This window comes from Pandoraea iniqua (assembly GCF_902459685.1).
Taxonomy (GTDB): Bacteria; Pseudomonadota; Gammaproteobacteria; order Burkholderiales; family Burkholderiaceae; genus Pandoraea; species Pandoraea iniqua.
In genome coordinates this window covers 223,207-245,225 of sequence record NZ_CABPSF010000001.1, presented here as the reverse complement: position 1 = coordinate 245,225, position 22,019 = coordinate 223,207, and the positions used below count along the sequence as shown (strand labels likewise).

Annotated in this window: 17 protein-coding genes; 10 read left to right on the top strand and 7 right to left on the bottom strand. The window is 63.7% G+C overall.

Translation table 11 applies throughout. From position 1 onward, the window contains the following. Positions 1-306 precede the first annotated feature (306 nt). Both PIN31009_RS00965 and PIN31009_RS00960 read left to right on the top strand, forming a co-directional pair. The gene (locus tag PIN31009_RS00965) at positions 307-1,908 is read left to right on the top strand and encodes an EAL domain-containing protein (protein WP_150682680.1); all 1,602 of its coding nucleotides are present in this window, start codon (positions 307-309) and stop codon (positions 1,906-1,908) included. 723 nt (positions 1,909-2,631) lie between these two features. Next, entirely contained in the window at positions 2,632-3,483 is an 852-nt protein-coding gene (locus PIN31009_RS00960; RefSeq protein WP_150789015.1) for a TOBE domain-containing protein, read from the top strand. A 122-nt stretch (positions 3,484-3,605) separates the two neighbouring features. Here the strand turns inward: PIN31009_RS00960 and PIN31009_RS00955 are convergent, their stop codons facing one another. After that, positions 3,606-4,796, bottom strand: a complete 1,191-nt coding sequence (locus PIN31009_RS00955; RefSeq protein WP_150682678.1) for an MFS transporter — start codon at positions 4,794-4,796, stop codon at positions 3,606-3,608. A gap of 201 nt (positions 4,797-4,997) precedes the next feature. On the opposite strand from PIN31009_RS00955, the gene PIN31009_RS00950 reads away from it, so the two are divergent. After that, positions 4,998-5,906: a LysR family transcriptional regulator gene (locus PIN31009_RS00950; protein ID WP_058376728.1), complete on the top strand. Its 909-nt coding sequence runs from the start codon at positions 4,998-5,000 to the stop codon at positions 5,904-5,906. Between the two features lie 18 nt (positions 5,907-5,924). On the opposite strand, the gene PIN31009_RS00945 is transcribed toward PIN31009_RS00950, so the two are convergent. Then, the gene (locus PIN31009_RS00945; RefSeq protein ID WP_150789014.1) at positions 5,925-7,337 is read right to left on the bottom strand and encodes an MFS transporter; all 1,413 of its coding nucleotides are present in this window, start codon (positions 7,335-7,337) and stop codon (positions 5,925-5,927) included. Positions 7,338-7,555: 218 nt separating this feature from the next. Here PIN31009_RS00945 and PIN31009_RS00940 point away from each other — a divergent pair, with 218 nt between their 5' ends. Together PIN31009_RS00940 and PIN31009_RS00935 are read left to right on the top strand one after the other, a co-directional pair. Further along, on the top strand, positions 7,556-8,449 hold the full coding sequence (locus tag PIN31009_RS00940) for a LysR family transcriptional regulator (protein ID WP_150789013.1): 894 nt from the start codon (positions 7,556-7,558) through the stop codon (positions 8,447-8,449). Between the two features lie 71 nt (positions 8,450-8,520). Continuing rightward, on the top strand, positions 8,521-8,895 hold the full coding sequence (locus PIN31009_RS00935; protein WP_150682674.1) for a hypothetical protein: 375 nt from the start codon (positions 8,521-8,523) through the stop codon (positions 8,893-8,895). Positions 8,896-8,936: 41 nt separating this feature from the next. Here PIN31009_RS00935 and PIN31009_RS00930 read toward each other — a convergent pair whose 3' ends face one another. Beyond that, positions 8,937-9,281: a DUF2288 domain-containing protein gene (locus PIN31009_RS00930; protein WP_150789012.1), complete on the bottom strand. Its 345-nt coding sequence runs from the start codon at positions 9,279-9,281 to the stop codon at positions 8,937-8,939. A 187-nt stretch (positions 9,282-9,468) separates the two neighbouring features. On the opposite strand from PIN31009_RS00930, the gene PIN31009_RS00925 reads away from it, so the two are divergent. Both PIN31009_RS00925 and PIN31009_RS00920 read left to right on the top strand, forming a co-directional pair. Continuing rightward, on the top strand, positions 9,469-9,891 hold the full coding sequence (locus PIN31009_RS00925) for a hypothetical protein (RefSeq protein ID WP_058376724.1): 423 nt from the start codon (positions 9,469-9,471) through the stop codon (positions 9,889-9,891). 312 nt (positions 9,892-10,203) lie between these two features. After that, positions 10,204-10,506, top strand: a complete 303-nt coding sequence (locus PIN31009_RS00920) for a DUF4148 domain-containing protein (protein ID WP_058376723.1) — start codon at positions 10,204-10,206, stop codon at positions 10,504-10,506. 472 nt (positions 10,507-10,978) lie between these two features. Here PIN31009_RS00920 and PIN31009_RS00915 read toward each other — a convergent pair whose 3' ends face one another. Next, a complete protein-coding gene (locus PIN31009_RS00915; RefSeq protein WP_174996862.1) occupies positions 10,979-11,929 on the bottom strand; it encodes a dienelactone hydrolase family protein in 951 nt (316 codons plus the stop codon). A 272-nt stretch (positions 11,930-12,201) separates the two neighbouring features. On the opposite strand from PIN31009_RS00915, the gene PIN31009_RS00910 reads away from it, so the two are divergent. Further along, the gene (locus PIN31009_RS00910; RefSeq protein WP_150789011.1) at positions 12,202-13,521 is read left to right on the top strand and encodes an O-acetylhomoserine aminocarboxypropyltransferase/cysteine synthase family protein; all 1,320 of its coding nucleotides are present in this window, start codon (positions 12,202-12,204) and stop codon (positions 13,519-13,521) included. Positions 13,522-13,779: 258 nt separating this feature from the next. Continuing rightward, positions 13,780-14,634, top strand: coding sequence for an undecaprenyl-diphosphate phosphatase (locus PIN31009_RS00905; RefSeq protein ID WP_058376721.1), 855 nt, complete (start codon positions 13,780-13,782; stop codon positions 14,632-14,634). Between the two features lie 65 nt (positions 14,635-14,699). Here the strand turns inward: PIN31009_RS00905 and PIN31009_RS00900 are convergent, their stop codons facing one another. The 3 genes from PIN31009_RS00900 to PIN31009_RS00890 all read right to left on the bottom strand — a co-directional run bounded on the left by PIN31009_RS00900 (position 14,700) and on the right by PIN31009_RS00890 (position 20,627). Continuing rightward, positions 14,700-18,266 carry a hypothetical protein gene (locus tag PIN31009_RS00900; protein WP_150789010.1) on the bottom strand — a complete coding sequence of 1,189 codons (3,567 nt, stop codon included), beginning with the start codon at positions 18,264-18,266 and terminating at the stop codon, positions 14,700-14,702. 293 nt (positions 18,267-18,559) lie between these two features. Continuing rightward, entirely contained in the window at positions 18,560-19,675 is a 1,116-nt protein-coding gene (locus PIN31009_RS00895; protein WP_150789009.1) for a Fic family protein, read from the bottom strand. An 88-nt stretch (positions 19,676-19,763) separates the two neighbouring features. Next, a complete protein-coding gene (locus PIN31009_RS00890; RefSeq protein ID WP_087690507.1) occupies positions 19,764-20,627 on the bottom strand; it encodes a LysR substrate-binding domain-containing protein in 864 nt (287 codons plus the stop codon). A gap of 165 nt (positions 20,628-20,792) precedes the next feature. Between PIN31009_RS00890 and psrA the strand changes: the two genes are divergently transcribed. Next, a complete protein-coding gene (psrA, locus tag PIN31009_RS00885; protein ID WP_150789008.1) occupies positions 20,793-21,908 on the top strand; it encodes an iron-containing alcohol dehydrogenase PsrA in 1,116 nt (371 codons plus the stop codon). Positions 21,909-22,019 lie beyond the last annotated feature (111 nt).

Genomic DNA, 22,019 nt, shown 5'->3' with positions numbered 1-22,019 from the left:
GTAAATCGTCGTTACGCCAAGTTTTGTCGCGATTCCGCCATCAATTTGCCCTGCGTTCGGCCTGAGTTTGCCGTCCAGATGCCGCAATTAGCGTAGCTCCGAGCCGCTGAATGAACGCCGCGGGTGCGTCGGAATCGCGTCAATCCTGTGCCGAAATGACGCGATTGCGACAGCCCTAAGGGTTTTGTCGTGCGGGTTTATCGGGCGTTGGATGCCGTCTGGGATTCGTGTAGAGTCGATTGACGGGTTGTGCCCTGCAACACAAACAGCACACAAGGGCCCCACTTATTTCCGGGTTGGCAGCACATGATTCAACATTCGAGAGTCGTGCAGTGGCTGGTGACCGGGGTTGTTGTGGCGGTCACGTTTGTCGTTGTCCTCTTCGTGGGCTGGCTGCGCATTTATCACATGTCGCAGTCGATTCTTCAGGAAGAAGCCGTACGCCAGCGCGATGCGCTCGAGCGCATCGTCCTTCAGGCCGAAAAAACGCTTCAGGGCGTGACCCCGTGGGTCGGCCGCTCCTGCGGCGACGTCGGCAACCAGCTTCAGGCCACCGGCACCCTCAGCCCCTACTTTCGCTCCATCTGGCTCGTGTCACGCGGCCAGCTCTATTGCTCGTCGGTCGCCCGCTCGACCGAGGGCCTCGACATGGCCATGCCGGCCGAAGTCGTCCCCATGCTCACCGGCGCCCGCACGCTGCTCGTGCCCGGCTCGCCGTACGCCCGCGAAGCGCCCGCGCTGGCACTGTACGTGCCGACCTCGGCGACCGACGGCGTGCTCGGCTATGTCGACGGCGTCTATCTGACCGAAACGCTGCACAGCGTGAAGAACAACGACCTCGCATGGACGGCGATGACCGTGGGCAAGATGTCGCTCACCTCGGAAGGGCCGCTGCTCCAGTCGTCCGGCGTTGCCACACGCGGCGCGCAGGTCACACTGGCGTCGGAACACTTTGCGACCTCGCTCGCCGGCAGCCCGACGCTCATGCGCGAGCTTGCCGCCAGTCAGGCCCCCATCTTCCTGTCGTTCGGCGCGGTCATCGCGTTTTTGCTCGGCGTGATGACATTCCGTCACCTCGGCCCGGCGCAGTTCATGCGGCGGCAGATCGCACGCGGCATCAAACGCGACGAATTCAAGGTGTATTACCAGCCGGTCATGGAACTGGCCACGAACCGCTGCGCCGGCGCCGAAGCGCTGTTGCGCTGGCACCACCCGCTCGCAGGCCTCGTGCGCCCCGACGCCTTTATTCCGATTGCCGAGAGCAACGGCCTGATCGTGGATCTCACGCGCTCCGTGCTGCGCCAGATTCGTAACGACATGTCGATGGGGGCGCTGCCGCCCGGTTTTCACATGGGGATCAATCTCGCCGAGCGGCACCTGCGCGACACCACCATCGTGCAAGACATCGAGCGGCTATACGGTTCGCTGAACGACACCTATCCGCTGGTCGCTGAAATCACCGAGCGCTACGTCATTCGCGACACGGCGGCGGCACGCCACGTGATGTCGGAACTGCAACGGCGCGGCATCGAAACCGCGCTCGACGACTTCGGCGCCGAGAACAACTCGATCGGCTACCTCAAGCGCTACGACTTCAACTATCTGAAGATCGACAAGGAATTCTTGCCGGTGACCGAAGACGACACCGTCACGCGCAATATCTGCGACTCGATCATCCAGCTCGCCAACAACTTGCAGATGACGATCGTGGCGGAGGGTGTGGAAAACGAGATGCAGGCGAATTACCTGCGCGAGCGCGACGTCACGTATGCGCAGGGATATTTGTTCGCGCGGCCGATTTCGTTCGACGAACTGGTGCAGTTTGCGATTGCCCATGCCGGCACCGGGCTCACGGCCGTCAAGACGACACCCAGAGCCGCCGAGCTGCCGCCGAGGAAGGCCGGCTGAAGGCGGCCAAGCGGCGACTAAGCGACGACCAAGCGGCGCTGACCGACCGTTCGGTCGATATCTCGCACCGCGCGGATATCAAGGACAACCAACTAATGCCCGGGGGTCGCCATCACGAATTCCGAGTCGACAAACGAAAACGCCGGGGCGGAGTGATCCGGCCCGGCGAGATATTCGCTTGCGGTATGGCTTCGTTAAAACACCAGCTGAGGCATATTGCTGCGTGGGGCAGGGGCAGCCGCCGCACGCGTACTGTCTCGCATTTCGGCGCGCAGCAACCAGAGTCGCTGTGCCACGAAACGCCTGAAGCGCATTTCACCCGCGGAGAAAGAGATTTGCATCTGATGTCGCTTACCGTTAGGCAGTGTGCGAACCAGACGATAGTATCGAGCCCCGTCAACCGTTTCCTTGATATTCCTGACGCGCATCATTTCACCCCGTTTCTGTTGTGTCAGGTGAGTGGGCACTTCGGTAAACGTCGCATTCCCGGGCGCACCTCGTCAGGACCGTGAGGTCGTTGGTCTGGCGGGATCCGACCGGCATTGGGGGGGCATGCGGCTAATTCAATGTAGATGAGAAACGTCCCCCATTCGTCCCCCAATCAGGCCTCCGAAGTGACCTCCGTTGGTGCGCCGCAACACTCGGGCTTTCGGCTATTGTTTCTGACAGGTTCCGTAGGCCTCTACAATGCGACCACCTCTGGGTTTGATCGAAAAAAACATTATGGTTTCCGAACCTTCTTCAACGCCGGATGATGTTTTGCGCAACGAAACAAATAATGCACTGCAAGTAAGTGGCTCACTTTGGCTGCATCGCGGCAATTCGTCGCTCGGTGGTCAGGCACGAATCGCCCTGCTTGAACACATCGCCACGCAAGGTTCGATCACGGCCGCCGCGAAGGCTGCCGGCATGAGCTACAAGGCGGCATGGGATGCGGTCGACGCGATGAACCAGCTCGCAGGCGAGCCGCTCGTCGCGCGCAGCACGGGCGGACGCGGCGGTGGCGGCACCACGCTGACGGCACGCGGCGCGAAGCTCGTGGCAGCGTTTCGCGCGGTCGAAGCGGCGCAGCAGCAGTTTCTCGCCCGGGTAGCCAACGATCTCGAACACTTCGACGAGCAGTGGCAGGTGATTGCGCGCCTCGGCTTACAAACGAGTGCACGAAATCAGTTGCACGGCACGATCACGGCGATTCGGCGCTGCGGTGTGAACGACGAAGTGACGCTCACGCTGCCCGGCGGCGAAGCGATCACGGCGTCGCTCACGCATCACAGCACGCAGACGCTCGGACTCGCCGTGGGCGGCGATGCCTTCGCGCTCATCAAGGCGCCATGGATCGAGATCGCGCGCGGGGCAGACCTCGCCGGTTTGCCGACGGCCAACCGGCTGGCCGGCACGGTGGTATCCATTACGAACGACACCGGACAGGCCGAAGTCATTCTCGCGCTGCCCGGCGGCGGCCGACTGGCTGCCGTGATGCCGCACGACACCTTGGTGAACCGGGGACTCGCGGAAGCCAACGGCGCGACGGCGGCATTTGCCGCCACCAGCGTCATCATCGGCGTGCTTGCCTGACATCGCTCATTGAGGTCGCTCATTGACGTCACTCGTTGACGTCAATGAGCGCAGGTGCGAAACGAAAACCGGGGCGACGGGTGTGAACCCGCCGCCCCGGCGTCATTGAAACGCGTCGACGATTACATCGCCGGTGTTTCGCAGTTCGGCGTCAGTTGGGCGCGCGCATCGCGACGATCCAGACGCAGGCTCAACAGCGCCACGCCCACGCCCGCCAGCGGCACCAGCGCCGCCACCCAAGGCACCGCCGTCAAGCCGCCGTGATTAATCACGAAGCCACCCAGCCACGCACCGATGGCGTTGCCCAGATTGAACGCGGCAATGTTGAAGCTCGACGCGAGACTCTCGCCCGCTCCCGAGGCCTTCTCCATCACCCAGAGTTGCAACGGTGCGACCGTTGCGAACGCCGTGGCGCCCAGCAGCGCAACGAACACGATCGACAGCCATTGCGAGTGCAGCGCAAAGGTCATCAGTCCCAGCACGACGGACAACGACAGCAGGCTGCCTAGCACGGTCGGCACGACGCGGCGATCGGCCAGCTTGCCGCCCAGCAGATTGCCCACCACCAGACCACCGCCGAAGATCAGCAGAATCGGCGACACTGCGCGCTCGGCGAAGCCGGTCACTTCCGTGAGCAGCGGCGCGATGTACGTGAACACACCGAACACACCGACCCAGCCCAGCACCGTCGTGAGCAACCCCAGCAGCACCGGGCGGCGTGCCAGCGCACGCAAATCGGCACGCCAGTCGCCCGCGTCCTTCGGGGCCGCAATCTTCGGCACGAACAGGGCGATCACCACGAACGCGAGCGCGCCGATGACCGTCACCGCCCAGAAGCTTGCGCGCCAGCCGTAGCTCTGGCCGAGCCACGTGCCGAACGGCACGCCAAGAATGTTGGCAACCGTCAGGCCGGTGAACATCACGGCGATGGCCGACGCACGGCGCTCACGCGACACGAGACCGGTGGCAACCACCGAGCCCACGCCGAAGAACGTGCCGTGGGCAAACGACGTCAGCACGCGCGCGGCCATCAGCGCGGTATAGCTCGGTGCGACAGCACAAGCCGCATTGCCGATGGTGAAGATCGCCATCAGCACCAGCAGCACGGTCTTGCGCGGCCAGCGGGCGGTGGCGGTGGTCATGAGCGGGGCGCCGACGACGACACCCAGCGCATAACCGGAAATTAGCAGGCCGGCTGCCGCGATCGAGACGCCGAAATCGGCGCCGACGTTGAGCAGCAGACCCATGATGACGAACTCCGTCACGCCAATGCCGAAGGCACCGGCGGTCAGGGCGTAAAGGGCGATGGGCACGAGAAACTCCTGTCTGAATATTGCGAATCTTTGGAAAGGCCGCGTCCGTGCGTCAGAAGAAAAACAGCAACCACTGAGACAACGCTGACCAATGCCACGCAATATAGACGTCCTCGCATTGATGAAATAGACTGCGCGAAGGAAAATCATTTGTGACTTCAAGTCACAATGCGTCAAACGACGAGCACGAGGGCACTTGCGATGGGTCGACAGGACGTCAACCGCTCCGGCGATATGGAAGTTTTCGCGCGCGTGGCCGAACTGGGCGGGTTTTCAGCCGCAGCGCGGGCGCTTCACATGACGCCGTCGGCGGTGAGCAAGCTGATTGCGCGCCTCGAAGCGCGCTTGGGTGCGCGGTTATTCAACCGTTCGACGCGCCGTCTGCAACTCACCCCCGAGGGCACCGCGTTTCACGAGCGCGCCACCCGCGTGCTGGCCGACATCGAGGCGGCGGAGCGCGAAGCGGCTGCTGGCGCTGTGCCGCGCGGCCTGCTTCGTGTGAACGCCAGTGTGCCGATCGGCACACTCTATCTGCTGCCGGTCATCCCGGCATTTCTCGCACAATTCCCTGAAATCCGGCTCGATCTCACGCTGACTGACACCGTCGTCGACCTGCTGGAGCAACGCGCCGATGTCGCCGTGCGGGCGGGGCCGCTGCGCGACTCGCGACTGGTCGCGCGCAAGCTCGGCGAGAGCCGCATGCATGTCGTCGCGTCCCCCGGCTACCTCGCGCGCAACGGTCCGCTGCGCACCCCCGCCGACCTGATTCATCACAACGTGATGGCCTTCAACTTCGATCGTCAGGTGCAGGGCTGGCCATTTCTCGACGGGGCAGGCGGCATCACGCACTACCCGCAGATCGGCAACATGGTCGTGAGCAACGGCGAGATCATGCGCAAGCTCGCCGTCGAAGGCCTCGGGCTCGGGCGTCACTCGCGGTATCACGTCGATGCCGACCTGCGCGAAGGACGCCTCGTCGCCGTGCTCGAAGACTACAACCCGGGCGATCTGGAGCCCGTGCATGCCGTCTATGTGGGGCAGGGCGGACACCTGCCCGCCCGCGTGCGCGCGTTTCTCGATTTTCTCGTCGAGCACGTGCATCTGCCGTAGTGACTTGGCGGCGAAAGCCTATCGCCCCGCACGCTCGCGATGCGACCACACAAACAACGGCCACGCCAGCGCGGCACACAGGAGCCCGCCTGACCACACGAGTGCCCAGCCACCGATCGAGAGCAGGAACGGAATCGAAAGCGGCGTGACGAACATCGTCATGAAGACCCCCGTGTTACCGATGCCAAGCGCGGTCCCGGCACGTGAAGCGCCCGCCAGCGTCGCCAGTTCGGTGAACGCGACACCGTGCCACGCCGACGCCACCATGCCGCCCACGATCAGCAACGCGATGAGCCACGGCGTGCCGTGCGCGAGCCAGTCCGGGTGCAGCGTCAGCGCGGCCACAAGTGCCGCCAGCAGCGCAAAGACAACGCCCACTGTGACCGTGCAAACGCGCAGATATTGCGGACGATTGCGACGCTTGTCGGTATAGCGCCCACTCCAGACCCGTGTGAGCGCCGCCCCGGTCTGCACCGCCCCGAGCGTGAGCGAAATCGTCAGCACGCTCGCATGTGCGAAGTCATGCAGAAAGACCGTCCCGAACGTCAGTACGGCAATTTGCGGCATGGCGAGCACCGCCATACCCAACGCCGTGCTCAGCAACCGCGCATCGCGCAGCGGTGAGTATTGAACCGGTGCGCCGGCGGTAGCGCCGGCACGTACTGGCGCAACACGTGCGGCGTCCGCCGACTCATGCGCTTCTTCCGGCGGTTCGAGCAGCCACAGCCACGCCATGTACGTTGCCGCAACGCACGCGACCGCCAGCCCGATGTAGACCACAGCGAAGCCGAAATGCAGCGCAGCCCCGGGCAGCAGCATCGCGCCGACGCCGCCGCCCAGCGGCACGGCGCATTGCCGCACGCTCATCGCCAGCCCGCGCTCGCCGTCATGAAACCAGCGCATCACCGCGCGCCCGCTCGACCCGTTGACGCTGCCGCCGAGAATGCCGATGGCGAGCATGCCGGCGGCCAGCAACGGCATCGGCGGCACATGTCGGGGCGTCGGCACCACCCAGATACCCATCGCGAACAATGCCGCCGCCGTCACCATCAATCCGACCAGCAGCACACGACGGTCGCCCCAACGGTCGGTGAGCATGCCCCAAGGCAATTCGGACACGGCAATGCCCAGCCCGATCAACCCAAGCACGAGGCCGAGATCGCCGTTGGCGAGCGCGTAGTCGCTGCGCATCTGCACGGCGGTTGCCGGCAGGCCGCCCAAGGCGGCGGCAAAGCTGGCGTTGGCCGCCACGCCCACACCCAGCACCTTCCAGCGATGCTCACGCCCCAATGCACGGGTACCGCCACGGCGCAGCGCCGCGTCAGCCGCAGGCAATACCGTGGGCGCAGGCCCGGGCGTCAGAGGCGTGAGGGGAACCAAGGGAATAGCCGGGCCGGGCGGCGCGGCGGTACACGAGAGGCGATCGTTCATGAGTGACACGGTGCACGGCCCGGAGGCGCGTCGCAGAGGAGGAGGGATGCTACGCATCGTACGGATAGACAATCCATCGGAAAAGCGGGAAAATTCGATGCCTTATATCGTGTTTTCCGGATTATCTACGCCGAGGCGCGCCGGTTCGACGCGATAAGCGAGAAACCGCAGAGATACTGCTGCGCTATTGCAGTGACAGCATCCACCCGAGAGCCGCCATGAACGCCCGCGCCTTCGACCTCACGCAGTTACGCACCTTCATCGCCATTCACGATGCGGGCAGCATTTCGGCTGCGGCCGAGCTGATCTTTCTGTCGCAATCGACGGTCAGCGAACAATTGAAGAAGCTGGAAGAGCGGGCGGGCCAGCCGCTGCTGGTGCGCTCACGCAAGGGCATGCGCGCGACGCCGGCCGGCACGCGCCTGATTGCCTACGCGCGGCAGATTTCCGCGCTGTCCGAGGCCGCGTTTGAAGACCTGCAAGGCGTATTGCTCGACGGCGAACTGCGCATCGCCATCACCGATTACTACCGCCCGCACGATGTGGGCCGTGTGCTCAAGCGCTTCGCGAGCCTGTATCCGCGCCTGCGTTTGCATGTGAGCGCGATGCAAAGTGCGCAGATCGAGCGCACGGCGCTGACTGGCGAACACTTCGATGTGGGGTTGGCGTTGCGGCTGATGAATGACGACATGGGCAAGGCGCCGAAGGCACTGGGCTATCGTGCGCCGGGCACGCTGGTGCGCCGCGAGCGGCTGGTCTGGGCAATGTCGTCGACGCTTGCCGAACCGCTGGGAGAGCCGTTGCCCCTCGTCACGCTGCCGCCCTCGTGTGCGCTGCAAAGTCTGGTGCTCAGTGTGCTCGAGCGCCACAAAGTGCCGTACCGCGTCTCGCACTCGGCAGCGGGTGTCGCGGGGATGCAACTGGCGCTGGGGGCCGGCTTGGGGATTTCGTGTCTGAACGAGTCGGCGCTCACGTCCGACCTCGTCGTGTGCCCGCCGTCGCTGGGACTGCCCCCGCTGCCGCGCGCCGAATTCCATCTGATACCGGGGCGTGCCGACGAGACCGAATTGATCCGCCACGCGCGCACCGCGCTGCTGCGGTTGTTTGCGTGATACCTTTGGCGCCCTTGCTCCCCCCGCTCACCTGGCCCCTTGCTCAACATCCACCAGAGAGTGCAATCGTCATGCCGGAAGCCACACCGATTCGTCTGAATTTCAACACCCGTCGCGCCTTGCTGTTCGCGCTGACGGCCGAGCGACTCTCGGCCTATTACGAGCATGGACAGTGGATGACCGACAAACAGGGCGCTTCGCTCGCACAGCTTTGGCTGTCACGCTCGAAACTGCAATTGCCGCTGGCGGAGCGGCGCGTGTTGTCGGAGTTGAGCGACGATTTCGCACGCGAGCTGGCCGGCACGCTCTCGCGCGAAGCGGGGCTGTACACGGCACACGAGATGACGGAATCGCTCGACGCGGACTACGCTTATGCGTCAGCCGTCGCGCAAGACCTGCTGGAAGACTGCACGCGACGTCTGGTCGAAGCCGGCATTACCGACTAACCCCACCGACTAACCTCACCGACTAACCCTACCTACCGACCTCACGGACTGACGGAGCGCTCCTGCACGAGCACCCACGGCGCGACCACCACGGCCCACAATTCGGGGGTGCGGGCGGCAAAATCGCTGGCTTGTTCGGCCTGCATGCGTTCCACCATGCCGGACGAGAGCCACTGGGTCACGACAGGTGTGTCGTCGTTGGCGACGGCTTCGGCGACCGACACGAGATCGACGCCCGGCGCGACGTACAGCAGCACACCGCGCGCGAAAAACGATTCCAGATCCTTCCAGTCGATCTTGGCGGTCTCGCCCAGCAGACGCACATAGGTCTCGCTGGCAGTGTTGGCGGTGGCTTGCGGGGCTTGATCTTGCTTGGGTGAATCCATGACGGCTCCAGGCGGCGCAGGCTAAGAATTGCCTGCACCCGGGGTAAGACAAATGACGAAAGCCGCATTGTAATGCGCCCCGGCGTGCGCGACGGTGGTAGCATCGGAACCCCACGCACGCCGCTGGAGTCGGAAGTGACATCACTCGCCGCGCTGCATGGTGACTAACGTTTTACCGAGGACCCGCATGACCAAACAAAAAACCGATCCCAAGCTGGAACAAGCCCTGACGCGCGGCGATCTCGCCATGCGCCAGATCAACTCCGCGCGCGCCACTGCCTTGCTGCGTGCCCTTGGCGAGATGATCGTGGCCGCATCGAAGACGATCGGCGTCGACGCAGTCGTGGACGTGCCGGGTGGCGACAAGATTTATGACCCGGAAGACGGCGTGTGGCCGCAATCGCTCGTGCTGTCGTTCGACGGTCCGATCGACGAAGCCGACGAAGAAGAACTGCGTACCGTGCAGCTTCGCGCCGACAAGTACCCTGAGACGTTCCAGGTCGAGTGGCATCGTGCCGACGGCAAGTTGGGGCATCACGAAGCCCGTCCGCTCGCCATGGTCGCGTTCCTGACCGATGTCGAAGTGCCTTGGCTCGACGACGACGCCTGATCCGCCTAGGCATCTCGCCGCACCGCGATCCAGCGATCAGCCCCTGATTCGCTGATCCACCACACCGCCGCCCGAGGCTCACGCCCGGGCGGCGGTGTCGCATTCAGACCTCCCCCAGCCCGAAACCCTCGCCACTGCTGCGTTAGCGCTCACTTGCGTGTCTGCATCCGCCCCGTCTTGCGCACATTATTTCTAAAACAGCAATTTAAAATAGACAATTATCGTGTTTATTGTGATTGATGGCAGCAATAGACTGCAACTGTCGACGGTGAAACGAACACCGCCAACGTTCAAACGACAGGAGAAAACATCATGAAACGCACTCTTATTACCTCGGCTCTGGTTTCCGCAATGCTTGCTGTGTCGGCCGGTTCGGCCTTTGCCAGCGACGCCTTCGAAGGTCCTTCGGAATTCGCATGGGTTCCGCAAACTAGCGCCGTGAGCCGCGCACAGGTCCGCACGGAACTCGTCCAAGCCGAGCAAGCCGGTCTGCTCGAACAACACGACTCGGTGTATCCGACGACGGTTGCCAAGGTTGGCGGTGCCGCACAGCCGGTGATGGCAGGCTCGGTGACCAACGTTGCCAGCGCAGGTAGCACTTACTTCGGTAGCTGATCGCCGTATGTGCCCGTGAGCCGGCGCCGCAGTTAGGCGCGACGCGACTCCGGGTCACGCACCCTCACCGATCACAAATCGGCCGCAATTCTGGCGGCCGATTTTGTTTTGTCCGCGCGAAACGATGCCACGTCGACGGATTGTGGATAAGTCTGTCGATAACCCAGTGAACAACCTGTGATTGGCACAGGGACAAGTCTGTGGACAGTCAGGGGATAGCGCAGGGATAACCACGGGATAAGTCGCCTCATTCGGGTGGATAAGTCGTGGATAAGCCGTGAACAAGCTGTGGATATGCCTTGGATAACTGGGGCATTGCCAGTGGATTACCTGTGGAAATCCCGGGGTTTTGCGGTGATTAACCTGTGGATACCCGGTGCATAACCGCCACCGAATCGCCCGCAGATGCCCGCCAGCCGGGCATCTGCATCGAATCACTCAAATTCCCTAGACGTTTTGGCGCCGCGAAATATCAAGACGCAAAAGCCTTCGCCAGAAATGCAGTGACGCGAGCGATAGCGTCGTCGCGGGCTTCCGGCTGCGTGCCGGTGATCGGGACGATATGCGTTTTCGGATTGGTGAACTCAGGGCGCTCGCGCAACGGCAGATTCGGATAGTCGAAGTCGTGATACGCGCCCGGATACATGTGGAAGGTGATCGGCGCGCCCTTGGCCGTCACGTCTTTCACGAACGCGTCGCACGGCACCGGCTTGGACCAGACGTCATCGGCACCGATCAGCACGAGCAACGGGATACGCGTCGACCAGTCGGGCCCTTGGGCCTTCGTGTTGCACCACCCCGGATAGAACGCGACGGCTGCCACGAAGTCAGGCGGCGTGGGTGCAGGCGTCGATGCGCTCACCGGCACTTTGCCCGGGCTGCGCGGCCCCACGGAGTACAGCACCGTGCCACCGCCATGCGACCAGCCCATCAGCGCGATGCGATCCGGCGCAATGCCCGGCAGTTGCTGCAAATACCGCAACGCGCCGTAGGCATCACGCGGGCGCTCCACCGACGGTCGAACATCTCCGCCACCCCGGCATTCGCTGGCCTGCCCGCGCGACGTAAAGCTGTCGACCGCCAGCACCGTATACCCCTGCGCGTTGAATCGTTGCGCCCAATCGAGCTCGCGGCTGTCGATCTTGCCCTTGCGCGTAATCATCCCGTTACAGCCATGCATGAACACGACCGCGGGTGTCGGCCCCTTGGCGTTGGCTGCGCGAAACAGGTACGCATCGAGCATCACCGGCTTACCGGCGCTGTCCGTATCCAGCGAAGGAATGCTGATCTTCTCCTGCGCATGCGCCGTCGCGGACCACGCGCCCGCCATGCAGGCCAACACCAGCGCACATCGCAAAGCGGCACGCCCCGGCACACCGGCGTGCGTGCTGAGACGCGCAAAAAGCGCAGAACGAAACGTCATGATCGGGCGACTCCGTAGCGGTGGTGAATCAGCGTGAATCGAGTATATCCAGCCGAATAACGCCCAAACGTAAGCGCTATTACGCGCGATATTACGAACCGTTGCACCCGGGCCGAGCTAAGCATGTGCCGATCAGAGATAAGGCGTCGCGGAGCGGACCATTAGAATGTCATCGGATACCTAAACAAACTCGCTAAACAAACCCGCTAAACAAACTCGCCAACCCATCCGTTCCCCACAGGGAACGTCATGTTTATCCGGAGACAATCGACATGACCGAGAAGACACAGAGCACCGAAGAGAACGCACAAGCGCCTAAGTGGCGACTCGAAACGCTGGCCGTGCACGGCGGCTATCGCCCCGACCCGACCACGCGTGCGGTGGCGGTGCCGATCTACCAGACCGTGGCGTATGCGTTCGACGACACGCAACACGGCGCCGATCTGTTCGACTTGAAAGTGCCCGGCAACATCTACACCCGCATCATGAACCCGACGCAGGACGTGCTCGAGCAGCGCGTCGCCGCGCTCGAAGGCGGCATTGCCGCGCTGGCCCTCGCCTCGGGTCAGGCGGCCGTCACGTACGCGATTCAGACGATTGCCGAGGCGGGCGACAACATCGTGGCGGCGAGCGCGCTCTACGGCGGCACCTACAACCTGCTGGCGCACACGTTGCCGCTCTCGGGCATCACCACGCGCTTTGCCGACCCGCGTGAACCCGAGTCGTTCGAGCCGCTCATCGACGAGAAGACCAAAGCGATCTTCGCCGAATCCGTCGGCAACCCGCTGGGCAACGTCACCGACATCGCCAAGCTGGCGGAAATTGCGCATCGTCACGGCATTCCGCTCATCATCGACAACACGGTGCCGTCGCCGTATCTGCTGCGTCCGTTCGAGCACGGTGCCGACATCGTCGTGCATTCGCTCACCAAGTATCTGGGCGGGCACGGCACGAGTCTGGGCGGCGCCATCGTCGACTCCGGCAAATTCCCGTGGGCCGACCATAAGACGCGCTTCAAGCGCCTGAACGAGCCCGATGTGAGCTATCACGGCGTGGTCTACACGGAAGCCTTCGGGCCGGCCGCGTACATCGGCCGTGCGCGCGTCGTGCCGCTGCGCAACACCGGCGCGGCCATCTCGCCGTTCAACGCCTTCCAGATCCTGCAAGGCATCGAGACGCTGGCACTGCGACTGGACCGCATTACCGAAAACGCGTTGAAGGTGGCGCAGTTCCTCAAGCAGCACCCGAAGGTCGAGTGGGTGAACTACGCCGGTTTGCCCGAGCATCCCGACAACGCGCTCGTGAAGAAGTATCTGTCGGGACGCGGTCCGGGCATCCTGACGTTCGGGGTGAAGGGCGGCCGTGCGGCCGGCGCATCGTTCCAAGATGCGTTGCAACTCTTCACGCGCCTCGTGAACATCGGCGACGCCAAGTCGCTGGCCACGCACCCGGCATCGACCACGCACCGCCAGCTCTCGCCGGAAGAGTTGCGCAAGGCCGGTGTGAGCGAGGAAACCGTGCGCCTGTCGATCGGTATCGAGCATATCGACGACCTGCTGGCCGATCTGGATCAGGCCCTCGCGCGCCTCTGAAACGCGGCGTAGCCATCGCGGCTCGTTTTCACTGATAAAACAACGGGCGTCCCCACGGGCGCCCGTTGTCATTTCAGCGCGATGGCGCGCCGACGGCCGGCAAAATACCCACGCAAAGACCTCATTCAAGACCAATTCTGACGGGGTATCATGCGCGGCAGCCGGTCGGGGGCAGGGATCGGCGACGCCGTCATATGACTGTCACCAAAACGACATGATTGCAGCGTAGTGTGCTTGCCCATTTCCCAAGGATTGCGCATGGACTATTTGCAAGTGCTGGTGCTCGCGATTGTGCAGGGCGTGGCGGAGTTGTTGCCCGTTTCAAGCTCCGCGCACGTCATCATGGCCGAGAAGCTGATGGGGCTCGACCCGACCGCCCCCGAGATGACTTTGCTGCTGGTGATGTTGCACACCGGCACGATGCTGGCGGTGATCGTGTACTTCTGGAAATCGTGGCGCGAGCGTTACTTCTCGTCCCGCCGCGACTTCGTCCACAACGCCAAGCAGGTGATTGTCGCCACCGCCTTTACCGGCGTGATCGGCATTGCGCTGATGCTGTTCATCGAGAAGGTGCTGATGCGCGGCACGCAGCATTCCGAGATCGAGCATCTGTTCGGCAACCTGTACATCATCTCGGCGGGTCTCGCGATGGCGGGCATCCTGATCCTCATCTCGGGCCGCAAACGTCCGCCGATGGGCGACCGTCCGATGCGCGCCGCCGACTCCGCGTGGATCGGTGCGGTGCAGGGCGTGTGCCTGCCGTTCCGTGGTTTCTCGCGCTCGGGCTCGACCATTTCGACCGGCATGCTGCGCGGGCTCGACAAGATTCGCGTCGAAGAATTCAGCTTCGCGCTCGCCGTGGTGCTCACCCCGCCGGTGATCGTCAAAGAGGCGTACCGTCTGTACAAATCGGGCGCTACGCAGGCATTCTCGGGCCACTTTATGACGGTGCTCACGCCGTGTCTCGTGGGCATGGTGTTCAGCTTCTTCGCGGGCCTGATCGCCCTGCGCTGGCTCTCGCGCTGGCTGGAGCATGGCCGCTGGTACCTGTTCGGTATCTACTGCCTCGTCGCCTCGGCCGTGGTGCTGTTCTCGAGCCAGTACCTGAGCTGACGTTTTCGCATGTGTTCAAGGCCGATGAGATTCTCACCGGCCGTTGCCTTCCACGCCGGTGGACTTCACACGGCGTCGTCAACGCTCCACGGACTCAAACGCCAGTACGAGTCCGTCGACTTCCACGCAAAACGCCTGACCTCTTCCGCACGTTCCGGATCGCGCAAATAGGCGCACATGAAGATCAGATGCTCCAGCGTGGGCGCATGCCGCACCAGCACCTCGGGCGGCACCGATGGGGCGACCGCGATCAGCGGCCTGAGGTCCACGCACTCGCCGAAGTCATCGATAGCCGCGGGTAGCGACAATGCCTCGCTCAGCCGATCCGAAGCGCCGAGCACCGCCCGCGTCATTTGATGGACCATGACGCCCGCCAGACTCTCCGTCTTGCGCTCGCGCAGCCCATCTTCACTGAGATAGATCACCGGCATCTTCGCCCGATTGCTGGCCACTTGCGATTGCAGCCCGCCGCGTGCGGCAGTGGCGGGCGTTGCCGGATCCACCATCAATGCCACGGCAACGCGGGTCCGGTAGTTCGCAATAAACCTCGGTGTGACTCTGGCCATCGATTCGAGCGCGCCCACGAGCGCAACACGCAGTCTTGTGACCTGCTCGATAGGCGTAAACCTTTGCAGGAGCAACTCCGATTCCGCACGGTTCATCGGGTCCATCAGCCAAAGCATCGCGTCGAGCTGTACTTTTTGCATGCGCAGCGCAATACGCTTGATGCGTGTCTGCTCCGTTCGCGACAAAGACACCACCCGCTGGAATTGCGAAACGCCTTCGTACACCACGATGTCGCCTGCGTAGGGGGTGTGCAGCAGTGCCCTGAACTGGAGGTAACTCGCAACGTCTGCATCGGTCGCCTGAAACAGGGTCACCGGGTGTCTCGCCACCGGCACCGCCGTCCACCCGTGCTCGATTTTGAAGACGTAGTGCGTGCCTTGCACTCGCGCGACTTGCATGCAGTGTCCGTGAGGATCGGCATACGTGGCGTAACGTGCGGCAATCTGCAACGTGCGCTCGTCGCCGCCCACGGTGGTGACCGGCACGTCGACGACGACATAGCGAGGATCGTTTCCCAATGCCCCCTTCAGCGACGACAACACGTGAAGGGCATCCTGCCTGAGGCGATTGAACGCCGTCGCGAGCGTCCGGTAGCGATCGAGATGCCGCCAGACAACATCGCCCCCGATCAACAGATACTCTCGTTCCACCAGTTGCCCGGCGTCGGTCATGTCGTCGACCACGACCGTTCTCATGGCCGCGTCCTGACTGTCGAAGGTGTCGAAGTGCTGCGTGCCAGTATCGTACTGATAGCGCGCCTCGCCGCCGCCCTGCGGATAGGGCCGGACGTAGCCGCCCACCCGTTCGAGTTGCGAACAAGCACCGTCTTGTTCCGGCGGGCTGCGGCGGGTCCGGCACAGTTGGTTCAGCATGGGTGACTCGACTGAGGAGGAATCTCTCAGGAGACGCTCCTCGGCCACCCGCAATCGCGGCAAGTGCCGCCGCAGCACCGGCATTTTCGACAATCGCTCGAATAGTGAGCGTGCGCCACCGGCCGCGCCAGCACTTAGATGCCACGCGGCGGCAAAACCCGGATCGAACAGGTGGACGGATTCCTTAGCGAGACGCATGCCGTCGCGGACACCGGCGTCGAGCCAATAGGCAAGCTGCGCCGGCGTGCTCTCGCGCAACGCGGGCAAGCCGTGCGCGATCAATTTTTCAGACCACGAGAGCCACTCGTCCGGGCCAAGCGCCGTCAACAAGTGCGTCGCGGTAACGGCGGCGTCGAGTCCGGCATCTGCCAGCGGCACAAGGCCGGTCAGATCGATCGCGCAATCGAATACGGTGTCCGCCTTTGCGGCACGCACGTCCTGCACGCAGCGATAAAACGGCAGCAGGCCAAGCAATGCCTCGCGACGTGCTGCATGTTCGGCTTCGGTGGCCGTCATGGCAAAGGAAGCGTCGTGTAAGGCGTGGAACGGCGCGGCAAGCATTTCCGCCGCACCTTGCGTCGCCGTAATCGTCGCGCCGCAATCCTTGCGCTTGACGGTGTCGGTGCACATTGGCCGCCCGCTGCGATCGCTAGACTGCCCTGCAACACGGGGCACGGCGACGAACGGCGTTTGGCCCGCGTTCAGCCGTGCCGAAAGATCGGCATCGAGCCGAACCACTTGGAGCGTGGACGGCGTGATCAAGTAGTGACGTACCTCACGGACACCCGAGGCTGATTGACGACGAATCGACATCAGCAGCGTGAAGTGGCGAATTTCATCGGTTTTGCTCGCCCTTTCATCCGGCAACACCACGCCCAGCACGCCGCCGGCATCGTCCGGCAGCGGTTGCATCGCAAGCGTTCCGGCAGCGCGATAGAGGGTCCAGTCGCCGCATTGCCAGAACTGACGGTCGGTGTCGCTCATGGCATCGACACGCGCCTGAAGCAGAGGCATCAGAAACGTGTGAGCGAGCGCGGGAATCGCCGTAGCGTAGTGCGCCTCGAACGACGCCGTGATGCTGTCGTGTGTCACACCGGCTTCGGCCAGCCGGGTATGCAGCATGGGGGCGTCGCGCTTGAGATCGATCAGACAGTCGTGCATCAGCAGCTCGACGGGCGTGTACATCCCTTCGGTGTGCATGCATGGCGGAAAGACCATAGGGTGGGCAGATGCGATCCACAGTCCGATCCATACGCGATGTTTGTTCACTTGTATTTGCACATCCGGGGACACGCCTGCGCTCACCACGCGCTCGCGTGCGATCGCACGGCGCGTCGGCAGTAATCCGGCGGCAGCGGCAAGACGTTCGCCTTGTCCGAGCATGTCTTGCACGCGCCATCGAAAGTAGGCGATCACGCGAGCGCGGGTGCCCGTGTCGAGACGTTGCGCCTCGTCAGGTTCGATAACGTCGTGCGCCAGCGCCATGCGTGTGACGACTGGCATAAACCGGGAGAGAAACGTAGCACTCGCATCGGTGTCGTCGTGGGCCGGAAGCATGGCCAGCGCGACCGCAACCAGCGCGTTCGGTGCCCAGTCACTCGCCTCGTCGCCGATCAGTGCGCACCCGATGCGCGCCAAGGCCCAGTCAAGGCTGCCGAAGCGCATACCGCTCACGTCGTGCCGCGCCATGACCGGATCGATGCGCGCCGTGAGCTGCCGCGACATCGCATCTCGCTCGGCCGGTGTTTTTTGTGCGGTGTCTGCGGGCGGCACGGCGCTCAGTGCTGCGTGCAGCACATCTGCCTGTGTCGGAAGCGCGTCGTTGATGGCAGGCGGGGCGATATCGCCGGAACAACGTAGCGGGGCACGCGCACACGCGTGTGAGAATCGCTCCCCGACCCACGAGAGGAATGTCTCGACGCCGAGCGATGGGAGGCCTGATGCGGTAGCCGCCGGCAATACTGCGCACCGCTGTGCCGGTGTGCCGGTTGACGGTGGCAATAGCGACGCGAGGGCACTGTCGATATCGGAAGTGCGCACGTGGGTGTCACGCGACGCTGCACGCGTCACGTCTGCGCGACAAACCTGTGCGCCGAGAAAGCACATGCCGAACAGCAACGCTTTCGCAGCGGCCCCGGCGTTGCCGCTTTGCACGCTCGCCGATGTGGCGATCTGCGGCGTTTCGCGCACCATACGCTGTCGCGGGACTTGCTCGCGTTGTCGCGCGTGTTTGAGCAAGAACCGCGCATGTGCGCGGTCATTTCGGGTGAAAGCGGCAGGCGAGCGCCCGACGGAATGGGAAGGGCTTGCGCGATGTGGCGTGACGCGTGTGGCGGGCATCATCTTCTCCAAGGAAAATCGGGAGAGGGTGATGCCATTGGCAGGAGGATGCTGTCGTTAGCGACGTGCCGGTTTTTGTCGTTGACGCGTGGGCCGCGTGGTCGCGCGGGTCGCGTTTTCCGTGTTTGTCGTGTGTGAGGACGAAATTAGTCCGTCAACTCGTACGACGTATTGCGCCCCGCCCCGGGGCCTTTACGCAGTACGCCGTGCTCGAGCAATTCGGTGATGTCGCGCAACGCCGTGTCCGGCGAACACTTGGCGAGCGCCACCCACTTGGCGTTCGTGAGTTTGCCCTCGAAGTCGTCGAGCAGCTGATTGAGCACTTTGATCTGACGGCCATTGAGCGGCAACGTGGCCCACCCCTGCCACAGATGCGCCTTGCGAAGTACCGCATCGAGCGTTTTGTCGGCTTGCTCGATGGCACGCTCCAGCGCGTCGTAGAACCATAGCAGCCACGCCGTGACATCTAACGTGCCCTTTTGGGTGCGCTCCAGAATCTCGTAATAGCCCTTGCGCTCACGCTGAATCTGCGCGGACAGACTGTAGAAACGTTGCGGACTGCCATCGCCGCGCGCGAGCAGCAGATCGCCGATCGCCCGTGCGATCCGGCCGTTGCCATCGTCGAAGGGATGCAGCGTCACAAACCAGAAATGGGCGAGGCCCGCCTTGATCAGCGCGAGTTCGTCCGACTCGTGATTCACCCAGCCGAGAAATCGCGTCATCTCCTCGTCCAACCTTGCGGCAGGGGGCGCCTCGAAATGCACGCGCTGCCGGTGGTGCGAACCGGAGACCACCTGCATGGCACCGCTGGCATCGTCGCGCCAGTTCGCCACAGCAATGCGCGACATCCCTGAATAACCGGCCGGAAAGAGTGACGCATGCCAGCCGAAGAGACGTTCTCGCGTCACCGGCTCGGCGCTACGTTGTGTGGCATCGAGAATCATCTCCACGACACCTTCGACATGGCGATCCACGGGTGCCAGTGCGCCGATATCGACACCAAGGCGATGGGCGATGGACGAACGCACCGACGCCGGATCGAGCTGCTCGCCTTCAATGGCGCTGGTCTTGAGCACGTCCTCGGTCAGCGCCGCCAGACTGGCTTCGTCCCGCAGGGACATCCCGACATCTGCCATGCGGCCATACAGGCGCCCCTGCGCGCGACTGACGCGTGCGAGCGGACGCGCCAGCAATGCCATGTCGTAGCGCATTGCCGGCCATTCGGGAGCCTGCCAGAGATAGAGCCAATCACCGCGTTTCATGCGGCGATTATGGCGAAGATTCGCCGCAGGGGCAAATCAATCACCGCAAAATATGCGGCGATTACACCCGACATTCACCGCAAGCACGTCATACCATCCCGGCAACCACGTTCAGGAACGCCGCGATCATGCGCGACTCACGGCGCTCTGCGAGACACACCACGACGGTAGTCGTCTCCACTTTGGCGTCGCTGATCGACACCACTGCCAGCCGCTCATCGGGGATGTGCTCGCGCGCCGACACCGCCGCAATGCCCAGCCCGAGAATCACCGCCTCGCGAATCGCCTCGCGGCTGCCGATCTCCATCGAAACATCCGGCGTGACACCCGCCGATGCGAGCGCCGCCTCCAGCGCGTGACGCGTCGTCGACCCCGGTTCGCGCATCAGCATCGACTCGCCCGCCAATTCCGCCAGCTTCACACTGCGACGGCGCGCAAACCGGTGACCCCGTGGCACCAGCAACACCACCGGATGCGTACGATACGGCACGGCATGCAGTCGCGCGTCATCCTGATAGCGCGCCAGCACCGCGACATCCGTGCGATACGCGAGCAGGCCATCGATCATCTCCTCCGAGTTGCCCGCACGCATCGAGATGGCAATGCCCGGATAACGCGGCCGAAACGCCGCCACGATCTCCATCGCGTGATGCGGCCCCACCGCGCCGAGGCGTAGCTCCCCCGTTCTCAGCCCGCCATGCTCCTTGAGCAACCCGAGCGCTTCAGCCTCGTCGGCAAAGATGCGCAGGCTCACCGAGTACAACGCCTTGCCCGTGGGCGTGAGCGTCAACCCACGGCCGTGCCGATAGAACAACTCGATGCCGTAAGTCTCTTCCAGCGCGCGAATCTGCGTCGTCATCGTCGGCTGACTCACATGCAGCGCCTGCGCCGCGCGCGTCACGCTGCCGTGATGCGCCACGGCATGAAACGAACGCAATTGGGTAATCCGCATCGGTGACGCTCCCGTGACGAGGTATAGGTTTTACCAATAGGTTGGCGAAAAAATGTGAATTGGAAGTATAGGACGGCGCTCACCATAATCCAGCTCAATCTTTCGCCAACCGTTCGCTTCGCCGGGTGCGAAGCGGCAAACGCGGCATCGTCCCCGCCATCCGCCATGACCGAACGTTCGCGCTCTCCCGACATTTCAAGCTTTCACAACCCTGTCGACGTCCACTTCGGCGACGGCGCCCTCGCCCAACTGCCGGCGCTCGTCGGCCAGCGCCGTGCCGTGCTGGTCACCATGCCCGAAGCCCGGGCGCTGGGCATGACGGGGCAGGTCGAAGCCCTGCTCGGCGGCAAGCTTGCCGGGGTGATCGATCAGGTGAGCCCAAACCCCGACGTGCGTGAACTGGCGCCGATGTACGGCGATTTTTGGCGTCGCTACGGACAGTGCGAAGTGATCGTGGCACTCGGTGGCGGCAGCGCGCTCGACACGGCCAAGCTGTTGATGGTGGCCGGTGACGACGACCGCTTCAGCACGCTGGTCGACGCCCTCGATGCGGGCGGCAGCTTCAAGCCCACGCGCACCAAACGGCTCATCACGATCCCCACGACAGCCGGCACCGGCAGCGAAGTCACGCCGTGGGCCACGCTCTGGGACCGGCACGTGAAGCGCAAGAAATACTCGCTGCATCTGCCCGAGACGTGGCCCGAAGCCGCCATCGTCGATCCCCGGCTCACTCGCTCGCTGCCCCGTTCCGTGACATTGCAGAGCGGTCTCGATGCGCTCTCGCATGCACTGGAGGCGATCTGGAACGTCAATGCGAATCCGATCTCCGACACCTTCGCGGTCACCGCCGCGCGCGACATGATGCGCGTGCTGCCGCTGCTCATGGCGTCGCCGGGCGACATCGGACTGCGCCGCGACGCTGCACTCGCCGCGTTGCGGGCGGGCATGGCGTTCTCGAACACGAAGACGGCGCTCGCGCATTCGATTTCGTACGACATGACGATTCGCCACGGGCTGCCGCACGGCATTGCCTGCTCGTTCACGCTGCCGGCGGTGATGCGTCTGGCGATCGGCCGGCGCGCGGACCGCGACGCCGTGCTCGCGCAAGTCTTCGACGGCGATATCGCCGGGGCGCCCGAAAAGCTCACGGCATTCCTGAACGGCTTGGGCGTCGCCACCGAATTCGCCGCTTACGGGGTGACCGAGCTGGAGTCGACAGCAATGATTGCCGCCGCACTCGATGGTCCGCGCGGCCGCAACTTTATCGGCGCAACGGTCTGACCGGCCGACGCGTCTTCATCGCCTCTTCGCCGTGCGGCACTGCGCGCGGCGAATCACCGAAGTTTGCCGCTCTCGTCCTGAAGTCCTGAAGTCCTGAAGTACTGACGTACT

Coding starts and splice junctions, on each gene's coding strand:
- PIN31009_RS00965 (WP_150682680.1), top strand. CDS start 307: ATGATTCAACATTCGAGAGTCGTGCAGTGGCTGGTGACCGGGGTTGTT.
- PIN31009_RS00960 (WP_150789015.1), top strand. CDS start 2,632: ATGGTTTCCGAACCTTCTTCAACGCCGGATGATGTTTTGCGCAACGAA.
- PIN31009_RS00950 (WP_058376728.1), top strand. CDS start 4,998: ATGGGTCGACAGGACGTCAACCGCTCCGGCGATATGGAAGTTTTCGCG.
- PIN31009_RS00945 (WP_150789014.1), bottom strand. CDS start 7,337: ATGAACGATCGCCTCTCGTGTACCGCCGCGCCGCCCGGCCCGGCTATT.
- PIN31009_RS00940 (WP_150789013.1), top strand. CDS start 7,556: ATGAACGCCCGCGCCTTCGACCTCACGCAGTTACGCACCTTCATCGCC.
- PIN31009_RS00935 (WP_150682674.1), top strand. CDS start 8,521: ATGCCGGAAGCCACACCGATTCGTCTGAATTTCAACACCCGTCGCGCC.
- PIN31009_RS00930 (WP_150789012.1), bottom strand. CDS start 9,281: ATGGATTCACCCAAGCAAGATCAAGCCCCGCAAGCCACCGCCAACACT.
- PIN31009_RS00925 (WP_058376724.1), top strand. CDS start 9,469: ATGACCAAACAAAAAACCGATCCCAAGCTGGAACAAGCCCTGACGCGC.
- PIN31009_RS00920 (WP_058376723.1), top strand. CDS start 10,204: ATGAAACGCACTCTTATTACCTCGGCTCTGGTTTCCGCAATGCTTGCT.
- PIN31009_RS00915 (WP_174996862.1), bottom strand. CDS start 11,929: ATGACGTTTCGTTCTGCGCTTTTTGCGCGTCTCAGCACGCACGCCGGT.
- PIN31009_RS00910 (WP_150789011.1), top strand. CDS start 12,202: ATGACCGAGAAGACACAGAGCACCGAAGAGAACGCACAAGCGCCTAAG.
- PIN31009_RS00905 (WP_058376721.1), top strand. CDS start 13,780: ATGGACTATTTGCAAGTGCTGGTGCTCGCGATTGTGCAGGGCGTGGCG.
- PIN31009_RS00900 (WP_150789010.1), bottom strand. CDS start 18,266: ATGGTGCGCGAAACGCCGCAGATCGCCACATCGGCGAGCGTGCAAAGC.
- PIN31009_RS00895 (WP_150789009.1), bottom strand. CDS start 19,675: ATGAAACGCGGTGATTGGCTCTATCTCTGGCAGGCTCCCGAATGGCCG.
- PIN31009_RS00890 (WP_087690507.1), bottom strand. CDS start 20,627: ATGCGGATTACCCAATTGCGTTCGTTTCATGCCGTGGCGCATCACGGC.
- psrA (WP_150789008.1), top strand. CDS start 20,793: ATGACCGAACGTTCGCGCTCTCCCGACATTTCAAGCTTTCACAACCCT.